The organism is Leucobacter sp. UT-8R-CII-1-4, assembly GCF_030010235.1.
Lineage (GTDB): Bacteria > Actinomycetota > Actinomycetes > Actinomycetales > Microbacteriaceae > Leucobacter.
In genome coordinates this window covers 635,196-660,898 of the sequence record NZ_JASCRS010000001.1, presented here as the reverse complement: position 1 = coordinate 660,898, position 25,703 = coordinate 635,196, and the positions used below count along the sequence as shown (strand labels likewise).

Here is a 25,703-nt window from a genome sequence, read left to right as displayed (position 1 = left end):
ATGCTGAAAATCGAAAAGATTTCAAAGACATTCTTCGCCGGAACCGTCAACGAGCGTAAGGCTCTTGTCGATCTTGACCTCGAGCTTGCCGAGGGTGACTTTGTTACCATCATTGGCTCAAACGGTGCGGGCAAGTCGACGCTGCTGAACGCGATCGCTGGTCGTTACTTTGTTGACTCTGGTCTCATCGAGATCGATGGTCGCCGCGTGAACAAACTGCAGGAATTTCAGCGGGCGAAGTATGTCGGTCGCGTGTTCCAGGATCCGATGGCAGGCACCGCGCCGAACCTGACGATTGAGCAGAACCTGGCGCTTGCGCTGCGTCGCGGCCAGCGTCGCGGGCTTGGCATGGCACTTGGGGCAAAGCAGCGGGAACGCTTCCGTGAAGAGTTGAAGTCACTTGAGCTTGGCCTCGAGGATCGCCTACCAGCAAAGGTTGGTCTGCTTTCGGGCGGTCAGCGTCAGGCGCTTTCGTTGCTGATGTCGGGCTTCACTCACCCAAGTATTCTGCTGCTCGATGAGCACACCGCGGCTCTTGACCCGCAGCGTGCTGCGCTGGTGACCGATCTCACCGAGCGTATTGTTCAGCAGGGTGGCCTCACCACGCTGATGGTGACGCACAACATGGAGCAGGCGCTGCGTCTTGGCAACCGCCTGATCATGATGCATGAGGGCCGTATCGTCTTCCAAGCTTCGGAAGAAGAAAAGAAGACCCTTACTGTGCCGCGTCTGCTTGAGGAGTTCTCGAAGATCAAGGGTGCGTCGTTCGACGACCGCGCACTGCTGGCGTAACTCAATCAGCTGAAGCAAAACACAAAGCCCCGTTCCTCGGCACTGTCGAGGAGCGGGGCTTTGTGTTTGGTAGAGCGGTTCAGCGCTGAGTAGTTCAGTGCTGGGCGCAGGCTGCTGGGCGCGGGCTGCTGAGCGCTATTGGGACGGGGGATTACTCTGAACGGGTCGGTGAACGGGCGAGGCTACTTTGCCTTGCTCAATGAGCGGCCACCCGTCGCGACCTGAGTGTCTTCGAAGATCAGCTGCGTGCGCGATCCGCGCACTGCTGGAATCGATTGAATCTCTTCAAGAACCACTCGACGCAGGTCTCGATTGTCTCGTGCACGCACCAGCACGATAACGTCAAACTCGCCACCGATGAGCGCAATGTGATGCACCTCGGGGATCGCGACAAGGCGGTTCTTCACTTCTTGCCACTGCGGCTGTTCCACGGCGAGCGTGACGTAGGCAGAGGCGTGCTGGCCCGCGCGAACGGGGTCGAGCTGCACGGTGAACCCGGTGATGACCTGATTGTCGATGAGACGTTTAAAGCGTGCGTGCGCGCTTGCTCGCGAAATATGCACTGCATCTGCGAGCTGCGTCATTGAGACTCTGGCGTCGGCCGAGAGCACGTTCAAAATTGCTAGATCGATGTCGTCGAGATCCATTGACTCTTTGTTATTCCCCATTGAAAAATGCGCGGAAAAATCCGCTTGTCTGGTGATTGTTGCAGGTTATCGAAGATTCGATCACCCTTCTGAGATACATTCCGACAGTTCGATCCCGATTTGCCATATACGGAAACAAACTGTCGCCTCAGGACAATTCGTCTCCAGTCTACGGCCTCCAGGCGTACGAAAAGCCCGATAATCTGGTCAGTCTGTCGGGCCTGGCCTGACAGACTGCTATATCGCGCAACATCCACTGGTGTGCGTCGGTACGGTTGAGCCGGAGATGCAGTACGCGTCTCGGCACGGGGAACACAGTCTTGGCCACGGTCAGGGTTGATCAGGCGTGCCGTTGTCAGAGAGGACACACATATTCATGCTTCCTAAGCACACCCGGTCGCGAGCCTCGTCTCGCGGGCGGAACACCCTATACGCGATGGGAGCAGCAGCACTTGCCGTGCCGTTGGCCTTCTCATCCTCGGTTACCGCGTTCGCGCAGACCGCTGCACCGGAGCCACTGCCGGCTCCGCCAGCTGAGGCGATCTCGGCAATCACGAGCGGCAACCTGCTGCCCGATTTCCAGAACGAATACCTCTCACAGGTAGTCAAGGAAAACATTTGGAACACCGACGTCAAGCTCTCGCACGAGATTGGTCCACGCGTTCGTGGTTCAGAAGCAGAGACCGAGGCTGTGAACTGGATCGCTGAACAGTTCCGCGGTTACGGACTTGAGACTGAGGTTGAAGCCTTCGAAGTGACTCAGGCACGCTTCGCGGACATCACCCCCAACCGCAAGACCGATGAATACGCGAGCTGGCAGTTCAGCCACTCTGCGAACGGCCCACTCACGACCGTTTCGGGCGATGTAGTTGATATCGCGAGCCAGACCACCGGCCTCGCAGAGCGCACCGACCTTGCTGGCAAGATGGTGCTCGCTGACTGGAACACCGTTGCCGGAACTCGCAACACTATGCTCAAGGATCTGCGCACCGCTGGCGTCGCAGGCGTGATCTTCGCCAAGGTCGCCGGTCAGTCGGCGCCGGAGTCACTGCCAAGCGTTGGCAACCTTGCCTCCGAAGAGGCTGGCATGGTCGTACTTGGCTCAGCAGTGAACCAGGGCAAGCGTATGCGTACCTTGCTCGCTGATGGTCCTCTTTCGATCGAGGCAACCACCAAGATCAGTAGCACAACCAGCCACAACGCAATCGGCGTGCTGCCAGCTGCTAGCGGCAACCCAGATGCGCCAATCATCTACCTTGGTGCTCACATTGACTCGGTGCCAGGTAGCCCAGGCGCTAGCGACAACGGTTCTGGCGTCAGTATCCTCGTTGAGATCGCACGCATCATGAGCCAGCACAAGTACGACGCTGAGATTCGTTTCGGTGTCTGGGGTGCTGAAGAAATCGGCTACAAGGGTTCGAACTACCACGTAAAGACCGTGATGACTGCAGCTGAGCAGGCACGCACGCTCGGCGCTTGGAACATGGACATGGCGGGCACTTCATACGAAGGTAACCCTGGCCAGCCATTCAGCTTCTGGGCGTTGACCGCAGACACCACTCGTCCGCCGCTCGAGCCTCACGAGAGCCCAGTGCTTGACTTCTCGAACCAGGTCTCACTGATTGCTGAGCAGGGCAACCTGCCGATTGGTACTGTGAGCCGAAGCGATCACCAGCCATTCCACGACGTGGGAATCAAGGCTGCGGTCTTCAGCTGGATGTTCTACGCAGGTGGGACCAACATTGTGCTTGAACCGGCATACCACCAGACCACAGACACGCTTGAGTTTGTTTCGGCAGAGCGGATGGCACACGCTGCTCGCATTCTCGGCGGTGGCGCATTCCGTGCGGCGATGAACCAGGCAAAGCTTGATGTCGTTGATGCTGATGAAGCAGTGGTTGCGAACGCTCGTGTTGCAATGAGCTGTGAGGGTGACGAAGGCTGGCGCGACGGTGGCAGTACCGACGCTGATGGCAAGCTCACCGTGTTCACGCCAAACACGAGCTGCGACTTCGTCGCACTTGCTGCTGACGGCTCACGTGCGTTCGTAGCCGACACCGCGCTCGCTGCTGGTGGCGCAGCTGTGCCAATGCAGATGCAGAAGGCTAGTGCACCTGTGTTCGCGCTTGAGGCTGGCCAGGCTCCTTCGGCTACCGGCTGGTACCTGAACGCTCCGGTAACCGTGGCAGCTGACGCATCGAACAACTTCGGTGATGAATTGACCGTTGAACAGTCGATCGATGGTCAGAACTGGGTTTCGGGCACCGACGGCACCACCTTCGAAGAAGATGGTCGCTACGAGCTATTCGTTCGCGCAACTGATGCCCAGGGCAACGTTGTTCCTTCGAGTGTGCCAGTGAACCTTGACTCGACTGCACCAAGCCTCGCCGTGGTCGCTGACGCGGCAAAGCGTGGCGCAGTGAGCGGTACCGCGCTTGACGCTACCTCGGGTGTTGCCTCAGTCCAGTATCATGTCGGTAACGGCGCATGGACTGACCTGAAGCTGGAACAGCCCGAGGCCGAAAACGCTCCACAGGCTCGTGCGATGGCGCCACAGGTGATTGAGGCAGCGAAGTTCGCTACTCAGCTCGACCTCGGCAAGGAAGCAACCACGGTTGAATTCCGCGCACTGGATACTGCTGGCAACACAAGCAAGGTTGGCTCAATCAAGATTGCTGCCGGCGCTCCAACCGGTTCGCTATCGAACACCGGTGCTGAGCCAGCGGCCATGTTTGCTATCGCGGCTGCAGCTCTCGTGCTGCTCGGTGGCGGAGCAATGCTCATGGTTCGCCGCAACCGTGCACAGCAGGTAAACGAAGACGCATAATTCGTTATGCGATGAGGGGTGACCGTGCGGCTTGTTCGTGCGGTCACCCGGCGGGGCAGGCACCTTCCGGGTGGCTGCCCCGCTTTAGTCGGTGCCGGCGGATAGGCTTGGTTCATGGCAAAACGGCGCATCTCCCAGGGCGATGGTATGGCTGCGCTACAGGCGGTCCTTGGCGGTAACTCGGAGCGTCTGCAGATCGCGACGGCTGTACGGTTTTTGCTTGAGGAACTGGCTGAACGGGCCCCAGGCAACTCGCTTGAGGTGCGCGTACCGCCATTTGGTGCGACCCAGTGCGTTGCTGGCCCGCGGCACACGCGAGGCACCCCACCGAATGTGGTGGAGTGCGATCCTGCTACCTGGATTGAACTGGCTACAGGGTCGCTTTCATGGGAAGAGGCTCTCGCTTCGGCGAGGATCAGCGCTTCGGGAACGCGTGCCAACCTTGAGGGGCTTGTGCCGCTCGTGCGGCCGTCCTGGGCGCGCTAGCCGGATCCCACGCGTGGCTCCTGGGTGTTCGCTGCACCCCGATGCTCGAACAGTCCGCGGAGCCTGAGAGAATAGAAGTATGTCCAACGAAGAAACCACGCCAGAAGAGGCAGTGGAGAACGCGCAAGAAGCTGCTGAGAACGCGCCCGAGGTCGTGGAGAACGCACACCAGCCTGTTGAGGTAGAGCTGCGACGCTCGGTACGCTACGGTCGCATCATCACGAGCACTATCGTGATTGGCATTGTTGTCGGCATCGTCGCGAGCCTGTTCTTTCCGGTGCTCGAGGGTGCAAACTACGAGCTCGGTCAGGTCGCTGGGCTGATGGCTGTGGTCGGTGGCGCGATTGGCCTCGTCGTTGGCGCGCTGCTGTCATTGCTGCTCGGTCTCATTGCAAACCGCAAACGCGGTTCAGCAATCGCGGTGCAGACTGACGTAAGATAAGGCCATATTCAACCGATCGGAGCTGTTTCAGTTATGGGAAACCTATTTCACGGGCCGACGCCGTTTATTCTGCTTTTCGTCGTGCTCCTCTTGTTTGGTGCACCTAAGCTGCCAGCCCTGGCGAAGAGCCTCGGTCAGTCGATGAAGATCCTGAAAAAGGAAGTCTCGACGCCAGAAGACGAGAAGAAAGCTGAAGCGGCGAACGCCGAGCCAGCAGCAACCGTCGCTGAGCCGACTGCACCAGCCGTCGAAGACGAGCTTGCAAAAGCTAAGGCAGAGGCCGCCGCAGCAAAGGCAGAAGCAGAGGCGCTTCGAGCCGCAGCACAGCAGCGCGCAGAGGGCAAGAGCGAAAACTAAGCCAAGATAGCAAAGGGTCCGGCACCACCAGATGGTGCCGGACCCTTTGCTATTCGGTCGCTGAGCGAGCGAAGTTAGCTGACCTGGGTTGCCTCAAGCCAAGCGAGGTATTCGTCTGTGACATTCCCGGCAAGATATTCGCCGGTGAAGCAGCTTTCTTCGAGCGCCGTAACTTTGTCTTGGCCAGCGAGAATCGCGCGGTTCATGCCCTCGACAGTCTGATAGACCAGATGGTCGGCGCCCATGGTTGCCGCAATCTCGTCGTTGCTGCGGCCGTGCGCGATCAATTCTTTACGGGTAGGCATGTTGATGCCGTAGACGTGTGGGAACAGTACTGGGGGAGCCGCCGAAGCAAATGTTACTGAAGCTGCGCCCGCGGCCCGCGCCATTTCGACGATCTGGCCAGAAGTGGTGCCACGCACAATCGAGTCGTCAACGAGGAGAACGTTCTTGCCCTTGAACTCCGTGCTCATAGCGTTCAGCTTCTGACGTACGCTCTTCTTGCGAACAGACTGGCCGGGCATGATGAAGGTGCGGCCGACGTAGCGGTTCTTGAAGAAGCCCTCGCGGTACTCAACACCAAGACGCTGCGCGAGCTGCATAGCGCTCGGGCGACCCGAATCAGGAATGGGCATCACTACATCAATGTCGCCAGAGGGCACCTCTGCGGTGACCTGCTCTGCGAGCACATCGCCGAGGCGGAGGCGTGCGTCGTACACCGAGATGCCGCTCAGTACCGAGTCGGGGCGAGCCAAGTAAATGTACTCAAACGAGCATGGCAGCAAACGAGGGTTTGCGGCGCACTGGCGTGAATGCATTTCTCCGTCGGGGGTGATCAGAATTGCTTCGCCCGGCTCGACATCGCGTACGATTTCGTAGCCGCCGGACTCAAGTACGAGAGACTCGCTCGCGACAACCCACTCTGAGCGGCCGCCAACAGCCTCTCGGCGACCGAGCACCAGTGGGCGAATGCCGAATGGATCGCGGAAAGCGAGCAGGCCCTGCCCGGCAATCAGCGCGATCGCTGCGTACGAACCCTCCACGCGCTGATGCACGCGGGTCACTGCCTGGAACACCTCATCAGCATCAAGCGATGAGTCGTCGGTCACATGCTGCAACTCATTGGCGAGCACGTTCAAAAGCAGTTCAGTGTCTGAGTGTGTGTTGAGGTGGCGGCGATCGATCGTGTGCAGCTCAGCATTGAGCTCACGCGTATTCGTCAGATTGCCGTTGTGTACAAGGATCAGACCGTACGGTGCGTTCACGTAGAAGGGTTGTGCCTCTTCTTCGCGGCCGGCTGATCCGCTTGTTGCATAGCGAACGTGGCCGAGACCAACGTTGCCAAGCAGTGAACGCATGTCGCGGGTGCGGTACGCCTCGCGCACTTGGCCGCGGGCCTTCACCATGTGCAGCTGGCTACCGTCTGCGGTAGCGATGCCGGTCGAGTCCTGACCGCGGTGCTGCAGTAGGAGCAGACTGTCATAGATCTGCTGGTTGACAGGTTCGTGAGAGACGATGCCTACGATGCCGCACATATGATTTCGCGATGCTCCTGCGATTGGCGAAGTGCCGCGTTCCGCGGCTCAAATAGTCTACCCGCCTCTCACCTATGCTTCGCGCATCTGTCTGCGGTCGTGCAGTTTCACTCGAATAGCCAGGTAGGCTAGATCAGGTGAGCGAACATCAGAGCAACGCATACGCGCAGGCCGGAGTTGATACCGCGGCGGGAGACCTCGCCGTCGAACTGATGAAGTCGGCGGTAGCCCGCACGCACGGACCAGAAGTGATTGGTGGGGTTGGCGGATTCGCCGGACTCTTCGACGCGAGTGCTCTGTTGAGCTACAAGCGCCCGCTGCTGGCCAGTTCGACCGACGGCGTCGGCACCAAGGTCGCTATTGCTCAGGCGATCGACAAACACGACACCATCGGTCAAGACCTCGTCGCGATGGTGGTCGACGACATTGTTGTGGTTGGCGCAAAGCCACTCGTAATGACCGACTACATTGCCTGCGGCAAGGTCGTGCCAGAACGCATCGCCTCGATTGTGCGCGGTATCGCCGAAGCTTGTGAAGCTACCGGCACCGCACTCGTCGGTGGTGAAACTGCCGAGCACCCTGGTCTGCTTGGCCCGGACGACTACGACGTCGCCGGTGCGGCTGTTGGTGTGGTCGAGGCTGACGATCTGCTCAGCCCAGACCGCGTGCGCGATGGTGACATTGTGATCGCTATGGGCGCTTCGGGCCTGCACTCAAACGGTTTCTCGCTCGTGCGTCACATTCTTGCTGGCCGCGACATTCTTTACACCGATCACAGCGCTGACCTTGGCGCGAGCTACGGTGAGGCTCTGCTTGAGCCGACAGCGCTTTACACCGGCCCACTGCTGCGGGTTCTCGAAAACCCAGAACTGGCTGGTGCGATTCATTCGCTCAGCCACGTCACCGGTGGCGGCATTGCGGCGAACCTGGCCCGCGTGCTGCCGGTCGGTTCATGGGTCGAGTTGGATCGCCAGACCTGGTCGCCACTGCCGGTGTTCCGCCACCTTGCCGATCTCGGTGGTCACACGCTTGAAAGCCTTGAGGGTGCCTGGAATCTTGGCGTCGGCATGTTTGCCGTTGTTGAGGCCGAGCGCGCTGCTTCAGTATCTGCAGCGCTTGCGGCTGAGGGCTTGAAGGTTTGGCAGGCTGGCGTGATCAGCACGAGCGCACGTGACTTCGCTGGTTTCGAGCAGGGCGCTAAGGGCGTGAACGGCGGCGCTGTGCGCCTCGTCGGCGACTACGCCAACTAAACACACGTTATGAGCGCAAACTGCGCTGAAACGGCTTTGCCCGTTATTTGGCTATTCTCGCGAGATGCTGCCAAATAACGGGCAAAGCCGTTTTTGGTGGGTGCATGGTGTGGGCGATCCAGCGCGAGTGCCAACGCGGTCGAAGAAGCCGCGCGCGGGTATGTCAAACCGAGCGTGCACCCGCAGGTACACACTCGGTAGGCACACGAAACGTATCACCGTGCGGTGTGCACGGCGCGACGAAGCTTACGAGTGACGAGGGCTACTCGTCGTCGTCGTAGTCATCCTCATCATCGTTGTACTTGTCGGCATATTCAGCCCACTGATCTTCGTTCGCGTTTGTAGACCCCAGCTCGCGCTGAAGTTGCGAAAGATCAGTGTTCGGGCTGAAGTACTTCAGCTCCCGAGCGACTTTGGTGTGCTTTGCTTTTTGACGGCCGCGCCCCACGCGTGACCCCCTTACACATTCGGGCCTCGTGAATGGGCTGTATCCACGTGGCGCTGCTCAAAATAACGAAAATAGACGTATAGATGCGATCTTAGCACTCTTCTGATGCTCAAAATGCTCTTGCAGCGAATGCACGGCCAAGACACATGCTTGCCAGGGCATGTGCAGCAGCAGCCCAGACAAAAGTGTGCCGCTCAACACGGGCACAGGGCTACGATGAGTGCATGAGCGCTCAAGCCCCTAAACGCAAGCCGTCACGGCGTCTGCTGTATGTTTTGCTCGGCAGCGCGGTGGTGCTCTTGCTTGCGATGGCAGCGGTAGTTCTCGTGCCAATTCTCACCCACCAGAGCGCTGGCGGGTCGGGGCAGCAGTTGCCGTCAGGTTTTGTTTCGCAGTCTGAAGCAAAGGGTGCTGACGGTCGCACCCGTACGCTGAGCGTCGAAACTCTCGACGGTGAAGATGTTGATATGCAGAAGCTTGAGCCTGGTCAGGTGATTGCTGTGCGTGGCACCGGTTACGACCCGAAGATCGGCATTTATGTTTCGATTTGTAAGGTGCCTGAAGCGGCGGGTGAGAAGCCTTCGCCGTGCCTCGGCGGTTTGCCTGAGGGTGCAATGGAGGGCGAAGCTGCTGGCTCTGAGAAGCCGATGTCGAGTTTCTGGATCACCGGGGATTGGGCTTGGAAGGCTTTCGCGAATAAGAACTATGACGACCCTGAAAAGGGCGAGTTTGTTGTGCACCTCATGGTTCCGCCTGCTTCGCAGGAGGGTCTTGACTGCACCGTGCAGCAGTGCGCTGTAACGACACGGGCGGACCACACGGCCGCAACTGATCGGGTGCAGGACATGATGTTGCCGGTGAAATTCGGCTAGACGCATCCTCGGGATGGCGGTCAGGGGCCGCAAGCTCGAAATGAACTTGCTGGACTTTATAGGCAGCAAGCGGGCCCTCGTTTACTGAACTGTTCGGGGTCAACGCGGGCCCTTTTCGTGTGTTCTGTGCTGGTTCGCAGCGGCTTGATATTGCTGCTTATGGTGTTGGTGGTGTTTCTACGATGCAGTACCCGTCTGCGCCGAGGTACCAGAGATCAGTTTTTGTGACGCTCGTGTATTTCCCTGTTTCGCCGAGGTAGACCGCTTCGACTGATTGTGACTGGGTGTTCGCGAGTGGGATCCCGGTGAGTGAGACGCTTGCGGTGCCGTCGCCGTTGTCTACGAGTGGGAGCGGGTCGCCCAGTTTCTTGTTTTTCAGGCTGAATTGCACGAGTCCTTGTGGGGTGGTGCCGGTGCCGCGTGCTTTCACGGTCATGGTGAGGTTGGCTGGCGTGTCGGCGGTGTCTCCTCCGGTGCGGGTGAGGGTCGCTGCCGGGGTGGCTGCTGACACGGTGATGAGCGGGGTAGAGATCGTTGTGCCGTCTGTCCCGGTGATGGTGATGATGATGGTGCCGGCCTGGTTGATTGTTAAGACACCTGTCTCGCTGGTGAAGGGGCCAATCGATGCAACAGCGGGGTCTGATGAGACGATGGCGTACGCGCCGTTGACCGAAAGAGACACCGGTGCGTCACCATAGGTGTAGCCGGTGGCGCTGATGTCGGCAATGGAGGGTGAGATTGGTTCAGCAGCTGACACTTCGAACCCGGTGAGTGGAGCCGATTCAGACGGCGCGAGGAATGGTGAAGCGGTCACGCCCATGTATTTGATTTGGTAGCTGTAGGTGCCGATGGGTGGCGCGGTGTGAGTGAAGGTCACTTTGCCTGAGGCGACGTTCTGGGTTTGCGCGAGGGCGCCGTTGATCCAGAGTTGTGCTTGCCCATTGCTGCCAATCAGCGAACTGGTGGAGTTTTGGGTGATGGATCCGTTGATGGTGACGTTGCCGGGGAACGTTTGCCTGCCCGCCGGGGTGGTGGCTACGGTCGGCGTGGTGGAGTACCAGAAGTATGCAGCCTTCGTAGCTGCCCCGGTGACAGGCAGGCGGTAGGTTGTCGAGACGCCATCGGTCGAAACGAACGGGAGCCCGGTGTCTACGGCTCGGAGCTTCGCGCCACTATTCGGAGTCGCAACGAACGTCACATTGCTCCCGGCCACGACGTTGGTTTGGCTTGTGGCGGATACAACGCTGCCGGCCCAATTAAGCATGCGCATCGTGCCCGGACCAGTTTGACTACTGCCAATTGCATAACTATTCACTGTCGCTGCATAGCTGTTGCTCGACTCCCAGCCTCCTCTGCCAACGCCAGGGGACGAGGCGAAAGTGCTGCCGGGTGTTCCTGGAATGGCAGTTACCAGCCCAGTGGTGTTCACGGTGATTTTGCCAACAGGCGGGCTTGCAAACAGCCTGGGGAAACTGATGCCTGTGCCGATACCTGGAGCCGCGGCTGAGCTGGTTGATCCGTCTGAGCCTTTTGCGTAAACGCTCGCATTCCATGAAATGCTGATTGGGCTTGAACTTCCCAGTGCATCTGTGCCGGAAGTGCCAATGCCGGGGAACGCTGGGGTTCCCGTCGAGACTGAGGTTGCCGCCACATGGCCACCCTGAAAATTAATTGCACCGTGCTGGAGGAAAGTATCTCCGATGGCGACACCATTAGAAGCTCTGATGACTGCCTGACCTGAGTTTTTTACCTGCCCGTAAAAGCTGAGTGTGGTGTTCGACGGTACACGGATCCCGTAGGCGCTTCCGTTGATAGTAAGGGTGCAATTATCAGCCAAAATGAGATTGGTTGCAGAGCTTATTGCGACCGATGAATTGATCGTCAGGGTCGAGTTGCAGACGTACCAACCGCCAGAAAGATTGGTTGAGCTTGAGGTGAGCACTGTCGCAGTCACATATGAGGTGCCACCGTTCGCGTCTGACACAAATGTGGCGAGTAGGGTTGCGGCGTTCGCCGCGACTGTAGATGCGACCACCCCGGTAGTAGTGAGACCGAGGGCGACAAGTGCGGCGATCCAGCGTGATCGCCGTTTCCGCGGCGCGATGGTTTCAGTTGACGCGTGGGACACAGTTCCCCTCCAAAATGAGACAAGAGATATTGGGGGGCGTGTGTGGGCGGTTATCCAAAGAAACCTTATGTTAGGCATCACCCCCTTGCCTCTTCGCTAAGGGGAGCGGGGAATATCGGAGTGGCCAGAGGATGAGAAATAGGTAGGTTTGGCTGGGTACTTAGACAGCTTCTGTGCTGTCTAACCCCGAACGGAGTGAGCCGCGGGACTCACCGAAGCTTCAAGGTGAGCGCGGTCCGTGATTCGCCACGCGAACGCAGGATGACGGGGAAGCTGCCTGCCCGAACGCAGCAACACGGAGAGCGAGCACAGGCAGCGGGCTGCGTCGTACCATACACTCATGCCACGTGCCTGATTCGCAGCGGCTTGATATTGCTGCTTATGGTGTTGGCGGTGTTTCTACAACGCAGAACCCGTCTGCGCCGAGATACCAGAAATCAGTTTTCGTGACGGTCGAGTATTTGCCTGTTTGGCCGAGATAGACCGCTTCGACTGATTGTGACTGGGTGTTCGCGAGTGGGATCCCGGTAAGGGAAACGCTCGCGGTGCCGTCGCCGTTGTCTACGAGTGGGAGCGGGTCGCCCAGTTTCTTGTTTTTCAGGCTGAACTGCACGAGTCCTTGTGGGGTGGTGCCGGTGCCACGTGAGTGAACGGTCATGGTGAGATCTACCGGTGTGAAAGCGGTATCACCCCCGGTGCGGGTGAGGGTCGCTGCCGGGGTAGCTGCTGACACTGTGATGGTGGGGGCGGTGAGTGTGGCTTCGCCATAGTTTGTGTCGCCCGCTCTTGTGCCGGTAACGGTGAAGGTGCCTGCCTGGTTGATGGTGAGGGAGCTAGTGCCAGCGGTGATTGTGCCAAACGATGCGACGGCAGGGTTTGAAGAGGTCAGATTAAACACGCCGGTGCCTGACCCGCCGGTTACGGTGACCGGTATGGGGGCGTCACCGTAGGTGTAGCTTGTGCTGTCGAGACCGGTGAGGGTGAGCGGGTTTTGCGGGTTCGCCAGCACTTCGAACCCGGTGAGTGGTGTCGATTCAGACGGTTCGAGGAACGGGGAAGTGGTCACGCCCAAGTATTTGATTTGGTAGCTGTAGGTGCCGATGGGTGGCGCGGTATGGGTGAAAGCAACTCTCCCTAGGGCGTTGACGTTCTGGGTCCCGGCGAGGGCGCCATTGATCCAGAGTTGCGCTTGCCCGGCAGCGCCGATCAGTGCGCCGGTGGAGTTTTGGGTGATGGATCCGTTGATCGTGACATTGCCAGGGAAGGTTTGACTGCCTGCCTGGGTGGTCGTAACCGTTGAGGTGGTGGGGTACCAGAAAGAGGCGGCCTTCGAGACACTCCCGGTGGCGGGTAAGCGGTAGGTTAGCGAGGAGCCTTCGGAGACAAGGGTGAGCCCGGTGTCTATGGTGCGGAGTTTTGCGCCACTGTTTGGGCTCGGAACGAAGGTCACATTGCTGCCAGTAGCGACATAATTGAGAATCGATTCACTTGTGATATCGCCTTGCCAGTCTTTGAGGTACAACTTGCCGGGCCCGGTAGCGGTAGTACTAATGCTGGAAGTGTAAACTGATTGGCCGCCACCGCCGACATTCCAGGGACCCTGGCCGATACCGACAGCATAGAAGAAACTGCCCTTGGTACCCGGAACCCCTTGTACTAGCCCCGTGGTGTTGATCGAGATCGAGCCAGGCGTAGGGGGTGATTGTTGGCTATTGCTGAAGCCTGTGCCGATGCCAGGGGCAGCAGCCTCAGAGGTGCTACCATTTGTGCCCATCGCATATACGCTCGCGTTCCAATAGACGCCGATTGGGTCCGGAATGCCTGATGCAGTCGTGCCGGTGGTGCCGATGCCGGGGAACGATCGTCCATTGCCCGGCCCGGGCTTTCTTGCGTATGCCCACACGTGGCCACCAAAAAAGAGAATCGTACCGTTTGCGCTGGTGAAGCCAGCGTTGCTGGTGCCCTCGCCGATACCGGGGCCATCGGCGCTCGCGATTTTTGCCGCACCAGTGTTGTTTGTCTGTCCGTAAAATTCGAGTCGGCTGCCCTTTGGTACTCGGATTCCTGCATAGGTTCCGTTGATTTGGAGGTAGCATTTATCACCCAAAATGATTCGGACGTTAGCACCGTTGCTCACCACAACTTGTGAAGTGATCGACAGGGTCGTGTTGCAGACGTAGAAGCCGGTCGTCAAAGTGGTGGTGCTTGAGGTGAGCACTGTCGCATTCACCTGCGAGGTGCCGCCGTTCGCGTCGGACACGTAGGTGGTGAGTTCGGTTGCGGCGTGAGCTGCGGCGGTATACACGAGCGCGCCGGTGGCGGTGAGACCGAGGGCAACGAGCGCCGCGATCCAGCGGTGTTGCCGCTTTCGCGGTGCGTTCGTTTGTATGGATGCGTCGGCCACGGTTCTCCCCAAGAGATAGTTCAATGCTTGATTCGTTCGGTGCGTTGAGCGTGAGTAATAGACCGAACTGAGTCGCTAAAGAAATCAGTATGCTTCGGGGTCCCCTCACGCTCAGAGGGAAGGGGAATATCGAAGTAGTCGGAAGAAGAGTAATAGGTAGGTTTGGCTGAGTACTTAGGCGATTTGCTTTGCCATCGAGTGTTCAATGCTTGCGTCGTACCAAACACTCATGCCGCGTGCCTGATTCGCAGGGGCTTAATCCTGCTACCTATGGTGTTGGTAGTGTTTCTGCGAGGCAGAATCCGTCTGCGCCGAGGTACCAGGTGCTCGTTTTTGTGACGGTCGCGTATTTCCCGGTCTGGCCAAGGTAGTTGGCCTGGATTGATTGTGACTGGTTTTTCGTGAGTGGGATCCCGGTGAGGGAGACACTTGCGGTGCCATCGCCGTTGTCTACGAGCGGGAGTGGGGCGCCAAGGGCTTGGTTGTTCAGGCTGAACTGTACGTACCCTTGCGGGGTGGTGCCGGTGCCGCGTGCGTTCACGGTCATCGTGACATCAACTGGCGTGGTTTGCGTGTCGCCGCCGGTGCGGGTGAGGGTCGCTACCGGGGTGGCTGCTGTGACGGTGATTGGCGGGCTGGTGAGGGTCGCTTCGGCATAGTTTGTGTCGCCCGCTCTTGTGCCGGTGACGGTGAAGGTGCCTGCCTGGTTGATCGTGAGGGGGCTAGTACCAGCGGTGATTGTGCCAAATGATGCGACGGCAGGGTTTGAAGAGGTGAGGTCGAATGCACCGGTTCCTGAACCGCCGGTCACGGTAATGGGTGCGGGGGCATCTCCATAGGTGTAGCCGCTGGGGCTGATCCCGTTTATGGCGAGGGGGTTCTGATCTGTGCTCAACACCTCGAACCCGGTGAGTGGCGCCGATTCAGACGTTGCGAGGAACGGGGAATCAGTCACGCCCAAGTATTTGATTTGGTAGCTGTAGGTGCCGATGGGTGGCGCGGTGTGGGTGAAAGCTACTCTGCCTGCGATAACATTCTGGGTCTGCGCGAGCACACCGTTGATCCAGAGTTGCGCTTGCCCGAAGGTACCAATCCGCGCGCTGGTGGAGTCTTGCGTGACGGTTCCGTTGATGGTGACGTTGCCGGGGAAGGTCTGACTGCCTGCTGGGGTGGTGGTCACGGTCGGGGTGGTGGGGTGCCAGAAGTGTGCGGCCTTCGAGACAGACCCGGTAACGGGAAGGCGGTAAGTTGATGAGACACCGTCGGTAGAGACGAAGTTGAGACCGGAATCTACGGTGCGGATCTTCGCGCCACTGTTCGGGGTTGCGACAAATGTCACACTGCTGCCGAACGCGACACTGCTTAGATCGGCTAAGTTCGTGATAACGCCGGCCCAATCTCGAATCTGCATCGTGCCGGGGCCACTCAGGTCTCGAGCGACACTATAAGTGTCAATGAGTGGGCTGTAACTGCCTGATGCCCAAGTGCCTCTACCAATGTTGGGAGACGCGGAGAAGTTCCCCGCTGTGCCGGAGAATGCCTGCACTACCCCACTGGTGCTGATCGCGACTATGCCCGGGTTGGGTGAACTTATTGTGGGAGTGTAAGCGGCTGAGCCGAGACCAGGCCCAGATGGAGTAGAGCTAGTTCCGCTTGATCCGATCGCGTATACGCTTGCGTTCCACCGGACGGAGATCGCATAGGGAGATAACAGCCCACTGCCGCCGGAAACACCGATCCCAGGGTAGGCGTGCCCCACGGCACTCATGCCCTGCGTAGCAATGTGGCCCCCATAGATACGAATCAAGCCGTGATCCTCATTGATCGTCCCGATGCCAGGTCCTTCTTGGGCGATGATCACGGCCCTGCCTGTGTTTTTCACCTGCGAGTACACGTCAAGGCTGCTGTTCACGGGCACCTTGATGCCGATGCTGGACGAATTGAGACTGAGACTGCAGCTATCGCCCAGAATGATGCCGACGCTGGCACCGTTGGCGACAGAGACTGGAGCATTGATTGCCGTGGTTGAGTCGCAGACGTACCAATCATCTGTGAGCGTGAGCGTACTCGAAGTGAGCACCGTGGCATCAACTTGGTCGGTTTCTCCGTCTTGGCTCGACACAAAGGTCGTAAGTTCTGTTGCAGCGTTTGCTGCGGCCGTGTACACCACGACACCTGCCGCGGTGAGGCAAAGGGCGACAAGTGCGGCGATCCAGCGTGATCGCCGTTTCCGTGGCGCGATGGTTTCAGTTGACGCGTGGGACACAGTTCCCCTCCAAAATGAGACAAGAGATATTGGGGGGCGTGTGTGGGCGGTTATCCGAAGAAACCTTATGTTAGGCATCACTCTCTTGCCTCTTCGCTAGGGGGAGTGGGGAATACCGGAGTGGCCAGAAGAAGAGAAATAGGTAGCTTTGGCTGGATACTTAGACAGCTTCTGTGCTGTTTGGCCCGAACGGAGATGAGTCGCAGGATCCACCGAAGCTTCAGGGTGAGTGCGGTCCGTGATTCGCTACGCGCACGCAGGTTCGCTGTGAAGTGGTCGCGCACCCCGGCTGTCGACGACGAGAGCTAGGAAACCAGTGGCGTAATCACCAGGGTCGCAAAAGCAAAAATGAGCAGCCCGGCAAGAGAACCAACGACCGTGCCGTTGATGCGAATGAACTGCAAGTCTTTACCAACCTGAAGCTCAATCTTTTCGGCTGCCTCGCGGGCGTCCCAGCGGCGCACGGTGTCTGACACGACGCGAGCCAGATCGTGCCGGTAATTGCGCACCAAATGCTCAACAACCTGCATAACCCAGACGTCGATCTTGTACTGCAGGGTGCTATCCCTACGTAGGCGCTGACCGAAGTCTTGCAGAGCGGCGCGCAATCTCGTGCGCAATTCACTCTGCGGTTCCTCAAGCATTGTGACAAGGGCGGCGCGCGCATTGGCCCAGGTGCTTTCGGCAACCGCGCGAATGCGGGGGCTGTCAAAGACCTCGTGCTTGAACGATTCAAGTTGTGCCTGCAACTCTGGCTTCTCGCCAAGGTCGCGGGCCAGATCGCACAGAAACTCACTCACCGCAATGCGGAACGGATGCGAGTGGTCATCGCGCACGGCCTGCACAAACTTCACGGCCTCAGCGTGCATGCGGTCGTCTACAAAACGTTGAGCGATGCTTGGCAACCAAGAGGGCAACCGTGAAGAAACCATGCGGTCAAAAGCTTCGGGGTGATTCACGAGCCACTCTTCGAGGCGGCTGGCAGCAATATCAAGCAGCGCCTCATGGTGTTCGCCCTGCACAAAAGACTCGAGTGCGCGCCCGGTAAGTGGGCCCCACGGTGGATCAACCACATGTTTGCGCACGAGGGCCTCAAAGAGGTCTTGCACGTCACTGTCATTGAGCACGGTGAGGGCGCCGAGCCCTGCGTTTGCCACCATGTCGGCGGCACGTTCGGCGTTGGCTGGCTGAGCGAGCCAATCGCCTGCCATGCGAGCGCCACTGATTTCGCTCAGCTTCTCGTGCACCACCTCGTCGGCGAGGAAGTTTTGCTCGATAAACGAGCCGAGCCCGTCACCAATCTCATCTTTCTTGTTTGAGATCAGATTGGTATGTGGAATCGGTAGTCCGAGCGGGTGCCTGAAGATCGCGGTCACCGCAAACCAATCGGCGAGCGCGCCAACCATGCCGCCTTCGGCGGCAGCGCGAACGTAGCCAAGCCAAGGGAAGTGCTGCTGGAGAGCAAAACTCACCACAAACACCACGGCCATAAACAGCAGCAAGCCGAGCGCGATGCCCTGCATTTTTCGCAACTGTGCGAGGCGCTCAAAATCGTCAGGAGTGACGGCACCGAGCGTGCGCTTTCTCGAAGTGATCACTCTAATGATTATGCCCCGTTCGGCTGATCCTCGGATCACCTGTCCAAGACACGCGAAAATTGTTTTGGTATACCATCATTGCTCGCTGTTCGTGACAGAATTCGCGTATGCACTTGCTTGCGAAGTTAAGTCTGAAAAACCGTGCGTTGATTGCACTGGTGACCATCGTTGCTTCGGTATTCGGTCTGATCGGTGTCAGCTCGCTGAAGCAGGAACTGATGCCCTCAGTGCAGTTTCCCGCCATTGTTGTGGTTTCCTCATACGCTGGCGCATCGCCAGAGGTTGTGAAAAACGATGTTTCTGGGCCAATCGAAACAGCCCTGCGCGGTGTGCCCGGGCTCGAACAAACCACAGCAACCTCAACCACTGGCGCATCAATGGTGCTCGCCCAGTTCACCTATGGGGTGGATCTTGCGGTAACTGAGCAAAAGGTCGAGCGCGCTGTCGCCCGCATCTCGAGCCTCTTGCCAGAGAGTGTTGACCCGCAGGTGATGTCCGGCTCGCTCGATGACATGCCAATTGTGCAGATATCGGTCACTCCGCCAAAGGGAGGCGACCCAGAAGAAACGGCCAGATTGGTTGAGCGGATCGCGATTCCTGAACTCAATGACCTGAGCGGGGTGCGTGAGGCCCAATTGCAGGGTGCCCGAGGCGATCGGGTAACGATCACACCAGACACGACAAGACTCAACGACGAGTACTTGACGAAACAATCCATCACCGATGCGCTTCAACAAAGCGGTGCACTGGTCGCTGCCGGCAGCATCACCGAAGAAGGTCGCACACTTGCCGTGCAGGCCGGTTCGAAACTCAGCTCGGTCGACGAGATTCGGGCGCTGCCGCTGGTACGCGACCCCGGCATGCTGCAGGCGAAGGCTGCCGCAGAACAGGCTGCCGCTCAAGCCGCAGCCGCAGGCGCTGGGCGATCCAGCGCAGTCAACGAGTCGCTCGAAACACAGGCGGCCCCCGAAACCGAAGCGATGCCGGTGATCACGCTCGGCGAAGTCGCCGAGGTGACCCTCGAAGCGAACCCACAGCGCAGCATCTCACGAGTGAACGGTGAGCCTGCACTCACGATCGCGGTAACGAAAGCTTCAGCGGCAAACACCGTTGACGTTTCGCACACAGTGCGTACGGCCCTCGCCGATATTGAGCCAGCCCTTGATGGCGCAAAATTGAGCGTCGTATTCGATCAGGCACCCTACGTTGAACGATCGATTGAAACACTCACCACCGAGGGGCTGCTTGGTCTGCTCTTCGCGGTGATTGTGATTTTGGTGTTCTTGATGTCGGTGCGCGCGACCATTGTGACGGCCATCTCGATCCCAGTATCAGTGTTGCTCACCTTCGTTGGCCTAAACTTCGCTGACTACACACTCAACATGCTCACGCTAGGTGCGCTCACAATCTCCATCGGTCGCGTCGTAGACGACTCGATCGTGGTAATCGAAAACATTAAGCGACACCTGAGCGACGCCGCGCCCGATGCAGACCGCGCAGCAACGATTGTCACAGCGGTGCGAGAGGTAGCAGGGGCGATTACCGCCTCAACCATCACGACCGTCGCGGTCTTCTTGCCAATGGCCTTTGTTTCGGGCATGGTGGGCGAACTGTTCAGACCCTTCGCGTTCACGGTGACCATTGCGCTCGCAGCATCGCTGCTTGTCGCGCTCACGATTGTGCCGGTTCTTGCCTACTGGTTCCTGCGCAACTCGACCAAAAAAGAGCACATTCACGAAGAAGAACACGCGACCGCGATGCAGCGAGGGTATTTGCCGATCGTCAAGTGGACACTGAAACACCCAGCAGTGACGCTGCTCGTCGCCGTAGTCGTATTCGGCGGCACCCTCGCGGCAACCCCGCTGATGAAAACCAACTTTATGGGCTCAGACGAACAGAACTCCGTCGGCCTCACCCAAACGCTCGCCCCGGGCACGAGTCTTGATGCACAACTTGAACAGGTTGAGCGAGTTGAAGCTGCCCTCGACAGCCTCAGTGCAGTACAGACAGTGCAGGTGACCATCGGCAGTTCAGGCAGCGGCATGGGCGCCATCTTCGGTGCCGGCGGAGATGGCGTGGTGAGCTACTCAATCACGACCGATCCAGATGCAGTGCAGAGCGAGGTGCAGGATCAGATCCGGACGACAGTAGCGAAGCTTGAGGACGCGGGGGAATTCTCCGTCGGATCATCAGGCGGTGGAGTCACCATGTCGAGTTCCATCGAGGTTGTCGTAACCGCGCCAGACCAAGAAACTCTTGCCGAAGCGAGCGACCAAGTGGTTGCCGCTCTCGACAAGCAAGAAGGCCTGAAGCAAGTCGAGAGTGACCTTGCTGCATCTCGGCCGTACCTCGCTATTGTGGTTGATCGAGCAAAAGCATCTGAAGTGGGCCTCAGCGAGGTCGCGGTAGCCAGTATGGTGTCGCAGCAGATGCAGCCGCGCCAGATCGGTCAGATCGTACTCGACAATACGAGCGTGAGTATTTATCTCTCGCAGGGCGTGGCACCCAATGATCAGGCCAGTGTCGCAGCTCTCACCATTCAAACGGCCGCCGGAGAAAGGCGCCTCGACGAACTGGCGACGGTTGAAGTCGCCGATGGCCCGGTGACGATCCGCACCCAAGACACCAATCGAACCGTCACAGTGACTGCACTGCCAGCAGGCAACGACCTGCGGGCCGCAAGCACCGAAGTGAATGCGGCCCTTGAAAGCACGAAGCTGCCCGCTGGGGCCAGCGCGAGCGTTGGCGGCGTCATGTCGCAGCAGAGTGAAGCTTTCGAACAGCTCGGACTGGCACTGCTTGCGGCAATCCTGATCGTTTACGTCGTGATGGTCGCCACCTTCAAGAGTCTGCTGCAACCGCTGCTCCTGCTGGTTTCGGTGCCATTCGCTGCCACCGGTGCGCTGATTCTTTTGATCGCTACCGGTATGCCGCTCGGTGTCGCCTCGTTGATCGGTGTGCTGATGCTTGTTGGCATTGTGGTGACGAACGCGATTGTGCTGATCGACCTCGTGAATCAACAGCGAGAACGTGGTAAAGCGCTGCTCGATGCAGTGATTAGCGGCTCGTCGCTCCGACTCCGACCAATCGTGATGACAGCGCTTGCGACGATCCTTGCCCTCACGCCGATGGGAATCGGGATCACCGGATCCGGCGGTTTTATTTCACAACCGCTCGCCGTTGTGGTGATCGGAGGTTTGCTCTCCTCGACGGTGCTGACCCTGATTGTGCTGCCGACCCTCTACTATGCAGTTGAGAGCCGTAGAGAACGTGCGCGCGAACATCGCGCTGCGAAACGGGCCCACAAGGCCGCGACTCACGCAGAAGGGGAACACACAGATGGCAGGCCGACGGGGCTTCAAAGCACCGAGCAATTACGACCCGCGCAGGGGCAAGAAGAACAAACCGGGCAACACCCGGCAGAGTGATTCACCGGCCACGCAGCGTGAAGGGCGGCAGCAAGCGCGCGAACCGCAACCGCAGCTACCTGCCCTAAACACCCTTCCCGCTTCGCTCAACGCGACTCGCACCCGACCCGAAGACGTCGCAAAGCTGAGTTTCGCCGATCTTGGTCTCGGCGGAAACATCGTGCGAGCCCTCGCTGAACTTGGCGCAGATCGTCCCTTCGCGATTCAAGCGGCAACGATTCCAGACGTGATTGCGGGCCACCACCTGCTCGGTCGCGCCCGCACAGGCTCTGGGAAAACCATCGCCTTCGGTGCAGCCCTTGTCGAGCGACTGATGCTGCTGAAAGCGGAGGGGGCGTTTCCGAACGAGAAGCCAAAAGAGAAGGCGAAGCGTGGTGAGCGCAGCGCCCGACCAGACAAGCACAGCGCTCGCGCACCAAAGGCACTGATTCTCGCGCCGACTCGCGAACTCGCGCTACAGATTGATCGCACAGTGCAGCCAATCGCGCGTTCGGTGGGGCTATTCACCGGCCAGTTCGTGGGTGGTCAGCCGTTTGAGCCGCAATTGCACGCGCTCAAACGCGGTGTCGATATCGCCATCGGCACCCCTGGCCGCATCGAAGATCTCGCAAAACGCGGGCATCTATCACTCGGGCAGATTGCGGTGACAGTTATCGATGAGGCCGACCACATGGCCGAACTCGGGTTCATCGAACCGGTGCAGCGAATTCTGCGGCAGACTCGAAAGGGCGGCCAGCGGCTGCTCTTCTCGGCAACGCTGGATCGCGGTGTTGACGGCTTGGTGCGTGAGTTCATGCCTCAGCCAGCCATCCACGAGATTTCAGACGGCAGCGAGTCGGGCAACTCAGACTTGCCCGGCGACTGGAAGCCGCAAACAAATGTCTCTCACCGGGTCTACATTGTGCTCAGAGAACACAAAGACGCCGCATTAGTCGAACTCGTTCGCAACGCTGGATCAGCCGCCGCAGGAGCGCCCGGCAGCGGTACTCGAGGCAAACGCCGTGGTCGCGCCGTGGTGTTTTGCCGCACGCGTGCCTACGCCGAGATGGTGACCGAGATGCTCGGCCAAGCCGGCCTAAACGCTATCGCCCTGCACGGCGACCTGAGCCAGGCCCGTCGTGAGCGTAACCTCGAGAAATTCACTCAGGGCAAGGCCGAAGTTCTCGTCGCAACCGATGTGGCAGCCCGCGGTATTCACGTTGACGATATTGATCTGGTGCTGCAAGCTGATCCACCAGACGACCCCAAGGCTTACGTGCACCGAGCTGGACGCACTGGCCGCGTGGGTCGAGCTGGCAGCGTGATTACCGTGATCCCGCGCACCCGACAAAAACGCACCCGAGAACTGTTCGAAGCGCTCGGGTTTGAACCCGAGGTGTTCGAGGACTATCTGCCAGAGATCACTAGCAAGCGCTAGACGCGGTCGAGAGCCGCGCGCAAATCACAGCTGAGGTCGGCGACGCTCTCAAGCCCGATCGAGAGGCGCAACAGGCCCGGAGTGATACCGAGCCGGTCGTTCAACTCGGCCGTAAAACTCGCGTGGGTTGAGGTGAGCGGGTGAATCACCATCGAGCGGGTATCGCCGATGCCGGTCATGCGAGAGAAAATGCGCAGGCCGTTCACAAACTCACGTGCGCCGTCGATCCCTCCGCGCACCCGAACTCCAAACACAGAACCGGTGCGAGCGTGCGTGCCCTGCGCATTCACGCCGTAATCGCGCGCGGCGAGTGCGAACAGCGGGTGTGAGGGCAAGCCCGCGTAATCAACCGCTTCGACCTCGGCCTGTTCTTCGAGCCAGCTCGCGAGTGCGATCGACGAGTCGACATGGCGATCCATCCGAAGCGAAAGTGTTTCCATGCCCTGATGCAGCAAGAATCCGTTGAACGGTGAGAGCGTCGGCCCAATATCGTTCACAACTGCTTCGCGCACCGCACGAGCGTAGGCCGCCGCGCCAAACCGGTCGAGCATCGAGGCAGCGCCGGGCCGAGGCGCTGCCGTAATCAGCGGATACGAACGCCCTGATAGCTCGGCCGCCTCCCAATCGAAATTGCCGCCGTCGACCACAGCGCCGCCGATGGCTGAGCCGTGTCCGGTCAAAAACTTGGTGGTTGAGTGCACCACAATGTTTGCGCCGTGTTCGAACGCTCGAATCAGCGCCGGAGTGCCGATCGTGTTATCGACTACGAGCGGCAGATTGTGGCGCCTCGCGACCGCAGCGACTCGGGCGAGATCAGTGACATCGTTACGGGGGTTTGGGATCGTCTCGGTGTAAATAGCCTTGGTCTGGGGTGTGATCGCACGATCCCACGCAGCGTCGTCTTCGGCGTCCCAAACATAGTCAACTTCGATGCCGAATCGTTTGAAACTGCGGCCGAACAAGATTCGAGTGCCGCCATAGATCGATGCCGTCGACACGATGTGATCGCCGTGCTGCGCAAGTGTGAACAGGGCTGCACTGATCGCCGCTTGCCCACTGGCAACAGCGACAGCATCTACGCCACCCTCCAGAGAGGTGAGGCGCTGCTCAGCGACCGCATTGGTGGGGTTTCCCTGGCGAGAGTAGATCGCCCCGGGCGACGCCTCTGCCGAGCCAACAAAACGCCCACTTGCACCGGCAGGAACACCGGCGAAACGATTCACTTGATCGTCGAAATCATCAAAAACATAGCCGGCTGAAAGTGCAATCGGTGGCACTCGAAGCCCGCTGTTCAAATCAGCAAATTCGCCAGCGTGCACCTGCCTGGTATCAAAGCCAAAGCTGTCCCAAGCGTCGACAGGTTTCGCCGCCGGTCGTGAGACAACGGGCGGCACGGTGTGCGGACTCATCGCCGCGCGCTCACTAGCTCGGCAATCCGATCGATCGCCTGCACAATCGTGTGCGGTGAAGCCGCCATATTCAATCTGGCGAAACCGGCACCGCCGAGGCCAAAATCGCTGCCATTGTTGAGCGCAACGCGGGCTTCTTGCAGCACCCGCTCAACCGGTTCATCGCCGAGGCCAAGCCCATTCAGGTCAATCCAAGCGAGATAGCCCGTGCTGCCGGGCACGTAGCGGACGGCAGGCAGACGATCGTTCAAAAGCGAAATGAGCAGGCGTTGATTTGCCTCGATCTGCGAAACTGTGCGGCCAAGCCACTCGCGAGCGTCATTGAACGCAGCCACATTCGCGTGAAGTCCGAGGATGCTCGTGCGGGTGGCAACCTCAGGCGGTAACGTCTGCAAGAGCTCGTTTGCGCGGTCATCAGCCGCGACAATGACCGAACACTTGGAGCCAGCGAGGTTCCAGCCTTTGCTTGCCGAAGTTGTGGTGACCGAGTGCGCGCCCGCCTTCGCGGCGATTGGCGCGAATGGAGTAAATGTGGCGTGCGAGTGAGTGAGCGGCGCGTGAATTTCATCGCTCGCCACGAACACGTCGTGTTTCGCTGCAAGTTCGGCAAGCTTGGAGAGCTCAACGCTGGTAAATGGGATGCCGTGCGGGTTATGCGGGTTGCACAGCAAGAACGCATCGATGCCATCTTCGCTCGCGAAGGCCTGCTCAATCGCCGCGAGGTCGAGCGATCCAGCGCTACCGAATTCGCTGCCATCGCTGCCAGCTGCAACTCCAGGCAGCAGCGGAATCTCAACAATCTCGAAATTCAGTTCAAGCAGAATCTCAAAAAATCCCGGGTAACAGGGTGTCGGCAGCGCGAGCCTGCCACCAGCTGGGCGGAACACACGAAACGCTTCAACCAGTCCGGTCGCGACATCGGTTGCGAGGTGCACGTGTTCATTGCGAATCTGCCAGCCCCAACTATCTTGAGCGAACGAGGCGATTGCATCGGCAAGCGGGCCCGGCTCAGCGAGGTATCCGGTGTCACTCGCTTCGACAGCGCGAATGATCGCGCGCTGAATTTCGGGGGCGACGGCAAAATCCATCTCGGCGACAAAGAGCGGCAGCACGTCGGCTGGGTAGCGGGTCCATTTAATGCTGTTGCGTTTCTCGCGCAGCAACGCTGGATCAAGTTCATGCCAGGGCAAACCCGATGGATCTACACCAGCTCCAATGGCCTGTGAAAAACAGTCAGCTCCGTCAGTCATGTATTTATTGTGCACTGGAAAAAGCTCGGGGCACAGGGCCGGGGTCACATCGCGTCACAGTGAAGGTTTGGTGCCGTCCAAGCAGGTACACAAAAGGCGTTGCGCGAAATGAAGCGCAACGCCTGAAGGGGGGGGAAGGATCGCAGC

At 59.1% G+C, this 25,703-nt stretch carries 18 protein-coding genes; 9 read left to right on the top strand and 9 right to left on the bottom strand.

Translation table 11 applies throughout. The annotated features are described in order from the left end of the window. Positions 1-792, top strand: a complete 792-nt coding sequence (locus QBL02_RS02915; RefSeq protein WP_282724853.1) for an ABC transporter ATP-binding protein — start codon at positions 1-3, stop codon at positions 790-792. Between the two features lie 182 nt (positions 793-974). Here the strand turns inward: QBL02_RS02915 and QBL02_RS02910 are convergent, their stop codons facing one another. Continuing rightward, on the bottom strand, positions 975-1,439 hold the full coding sequence (locus QBL02_RS02910; RefSeq protein ID WP_282724852.1) for an Lrp/AsnC family transcriptional regulator: 465 nt from the start codon (positions 1,437-1,439) through the stop codon (positions 975-977). Positions 1,440-1,875: 436 nt separating this feature from the next. On the opposite strand from QBL02_RS02910, the gene QBL02_RS02905 reads away from it, so the two are divergent. The 4 genes from QBL02_RS02905 to QBL02_RS02890 all read left to right on the top strand — a co-directional run bounded on the left by QBL02_RS02905 (position 1,876) and on the right by QBL02_RS02890 (position 5,551). Further along, complete coding sequence (locus QBL02_RS02905; protein WP_282724851.1) at positions 1,876-4,266, top strand: M28 family peptidase; 2,391 nt, start codon at positions 1,876-1,878, stop codon at positions 4,264-4,266. Positions 4,267-4,380: 114 nt separating this feature from the next. Continuing rightward, positions 4,381-4,752: a sterol carrier family protein gene (locus QBL02_RS02900; RefSeq protein ID WP_282724850.1), complete on the top strand. Its 372-nt coding sequence runs from the start codon at positions 4,381-4,383 to the stop codon at positions 4,750-4,752. A 79-nt stretch (positions 4,753-4,831) separates the two neighbouring features. Beyond that, a complete protein-coding gene (locus QBL02_RS02895; protein WP_282724849.1) occupies positions 4,832-5,194 on the top strand; it encodes a hypothetical protein in 363 nt (120 codons plus the stop codon). A 33-nt stretch (positions 5,195-5,227) separates the two neighbouring features. Further along, entirely contained in the window at positions 5,228-5,551 is a 324-nt protein-coding gene (locus tag QBL02_RS02890) for a twin-arginine translocase TatA/TatE family subunit (protein ID WP_282724848.1), read from the top strand. Between the two features lie 74 nt (positions 5,552-5,625). On the opposite strand, the gene purF is transcribed toward QBL02_RS02890, so the two are convergent. Continuing rightward, on the bottom strand, positions 5,626-7,086 hold the full coding sequence (gene purF, locus QBL02_RS02885; protein ID WP_282724847.1) for an amidophosphoribosyltransferase: 1,461 nt from the start codon (positions 7,084-7,086) through the stop codon (positions 5,626-5,628). A gap of 137 nt (positions 7,087-7,223) precedes the next feature. Between purF and purM the strand changes: the two genes are divergently transcribed. Further along, positions 7,224-8,336, top strand: a complete 1,113-nt coding sequence (gene purM, locus QBL02_RS02880) for a phosphoribosylformylglycinamidine cyclo-ligase (protein ID WP_282724846.1) — start codon at positions 7,224-7,226, stop codon at positions 8,334-8,336. Between the two features lie 262 nt (positions 8,337-8,598). On the opposite strand, the gene QBL02_RS02875 is transcribed toward purM, so the two are convergent. Then, positions 8,599-8,784 (bottom strand): DUF3073 domain-containing protein, encoded by a 186-nt coding sequence (locus QBL02_RS02875; RefSeq protein ID WP_282724845.1) that lies wholly within the window; start codon positions 8,782-8,784, stop codon positions 8,599-8,601. Between the two features lie 224 nt (positions 8,785-9,008). On the opposite strand from QBL02_RS02875, the gene QBL02_RS02870 reads away from it, so the two are divergent. Then, positions 9,009-9,656, top strand: a complete 648-nt coding sequence (locus QBL02_RS02870) for a hypothetical protein (RefSeq protein WP_282724844.1) — start codon at positions 9,009-9,011, stop codon at positions 9,654-9,656. Between the two features lie 157 nt (positions 9,657-9,813). On the opposite strand, the gene QBL02_RS02865 is transcribed toward QBL02_RS02870, so the two are convergent. From QBL02_RS02865 to QBL02_RS02850, 4 genes are all read right to left on the bottom strand, one after another. After that, positions 9,814-11,784 carry a hypothetical protein gene (locus QBL02_RS02865; RefSeq protein ID WP_282724843.1) on the bottom strand — a complete coding sequence of 657 codons (1,971 nt, stop codon included), beginning with the start codon at positions 11,782-11,784 and terminating at the stop codon, positions 9,814-9,816. 379 nt (positions 11,785-12,163) lie between these two features. Then, the gene (locus QBL02_RS02860; protein ID WP_282724842.1) at positions 12,164-14,188 is read right to left on the bottom strand and encodes a hypothetical protein; all 2,025 of its coding nucleotides are present in this window, start codon (positions 14,186-14,188) and stop codon (positions 12,164-12,166) included. Positions 14,189-14,456: 268 nt separating this feature from the next. Beyond that, on the bottom strand, positions 14,457-16,454 hold the full coding sequence (locus tag QBL02_RS02855; protein ID WP_282724841.1) for a hypothetical protein: 1,998 nt from the start codon (positions 16,452-16,454) through the stop codon (positions 14,457-14,459). 305 nt (positions 16,455-16,759) lie between these two features. Next, positions 16,760-18,052 carry a DUF445 family protein gene (locus tag QBL02_RS02850; protein WP_282724840.1) on the bottom strand — a complete coding sequence of 431 codons (1,293 nt, stop codon included), beginning with the start codon at positions 18,050-18,052 and terminating at the stop codon, positions 16,760-16,762. Between the two features lie 107 nt (positions 18,053-18,159). Here QBL02_RS02850 and QBL02_RS02845 point away from each other — a divergent pair, with 107 nt between their 5' ends. Continuing rightward, positions 18,160-21,480 carry an efflux RND transporter permease subunit gene (locus QBL02_RS02845; RefSeq protein ID WP_282724839.1) on the top strand — a complete coding sequence of 1,107 codons (3,321 nt, stop codon included), beginning with the start codon at positions 18,160-18,162 and terminating at the stop codon, positions 21,478-21,480. Then, positions 21,392-22,897: a DEAD/DEAH box helicase gene (locus QBL02_RS02840; RefSeq protein ID WP_349238627.1), complete on the top strand. Its 1,506-nt coding sequence runs from the start codon at positions 21,392-21,394 to the stop codon at positions 22,895-22,897. Before QBL02_RS02845 ends, QBL02_RS02840 begins: the two co-directional genes overlap by 89 nt. Here QBL02_RS02840 and QBL02_RS02835 read toward each other — a convergent pair. Both QBL02_RS02835 and QBL02_RS02830 read right to left on the bottom strand, forming a co-directional pair. After that, the gene (locus QBL02_RS02835; RefSeq protein WP_282724838.1) at positions 22,894-24,306 is read right to left on the bottom strand and encodes an aminotransferase class I/II-fold pyridoxal phosphate-dependent enzyme; all 1,413 of its coding nucleotides are present in this window, start codon (positions 24,304-24,306) and stop codon (positions 22,894-22,896) included. The genes QBL02_RS02840 and QBL02_RS02835 overlap by 4 nt on opposite strands. Next, entirely contained in the window at positions 24,303-25,556 is a 1,254-nt protein-coding gene (locus QBL02_RS02830; protein ID WP_282724837.1) for an aminotransferase class I/II-fold pyridoxal phosphate-dependent enzyme, read from the bottom strand. Before QBL02_RS02830 ends, QBL02_RS02835 begins: the two co-directional genes overlap by 4 nt. Positions 25,557-25,703 lie beyond the last annotated feature (147 nt).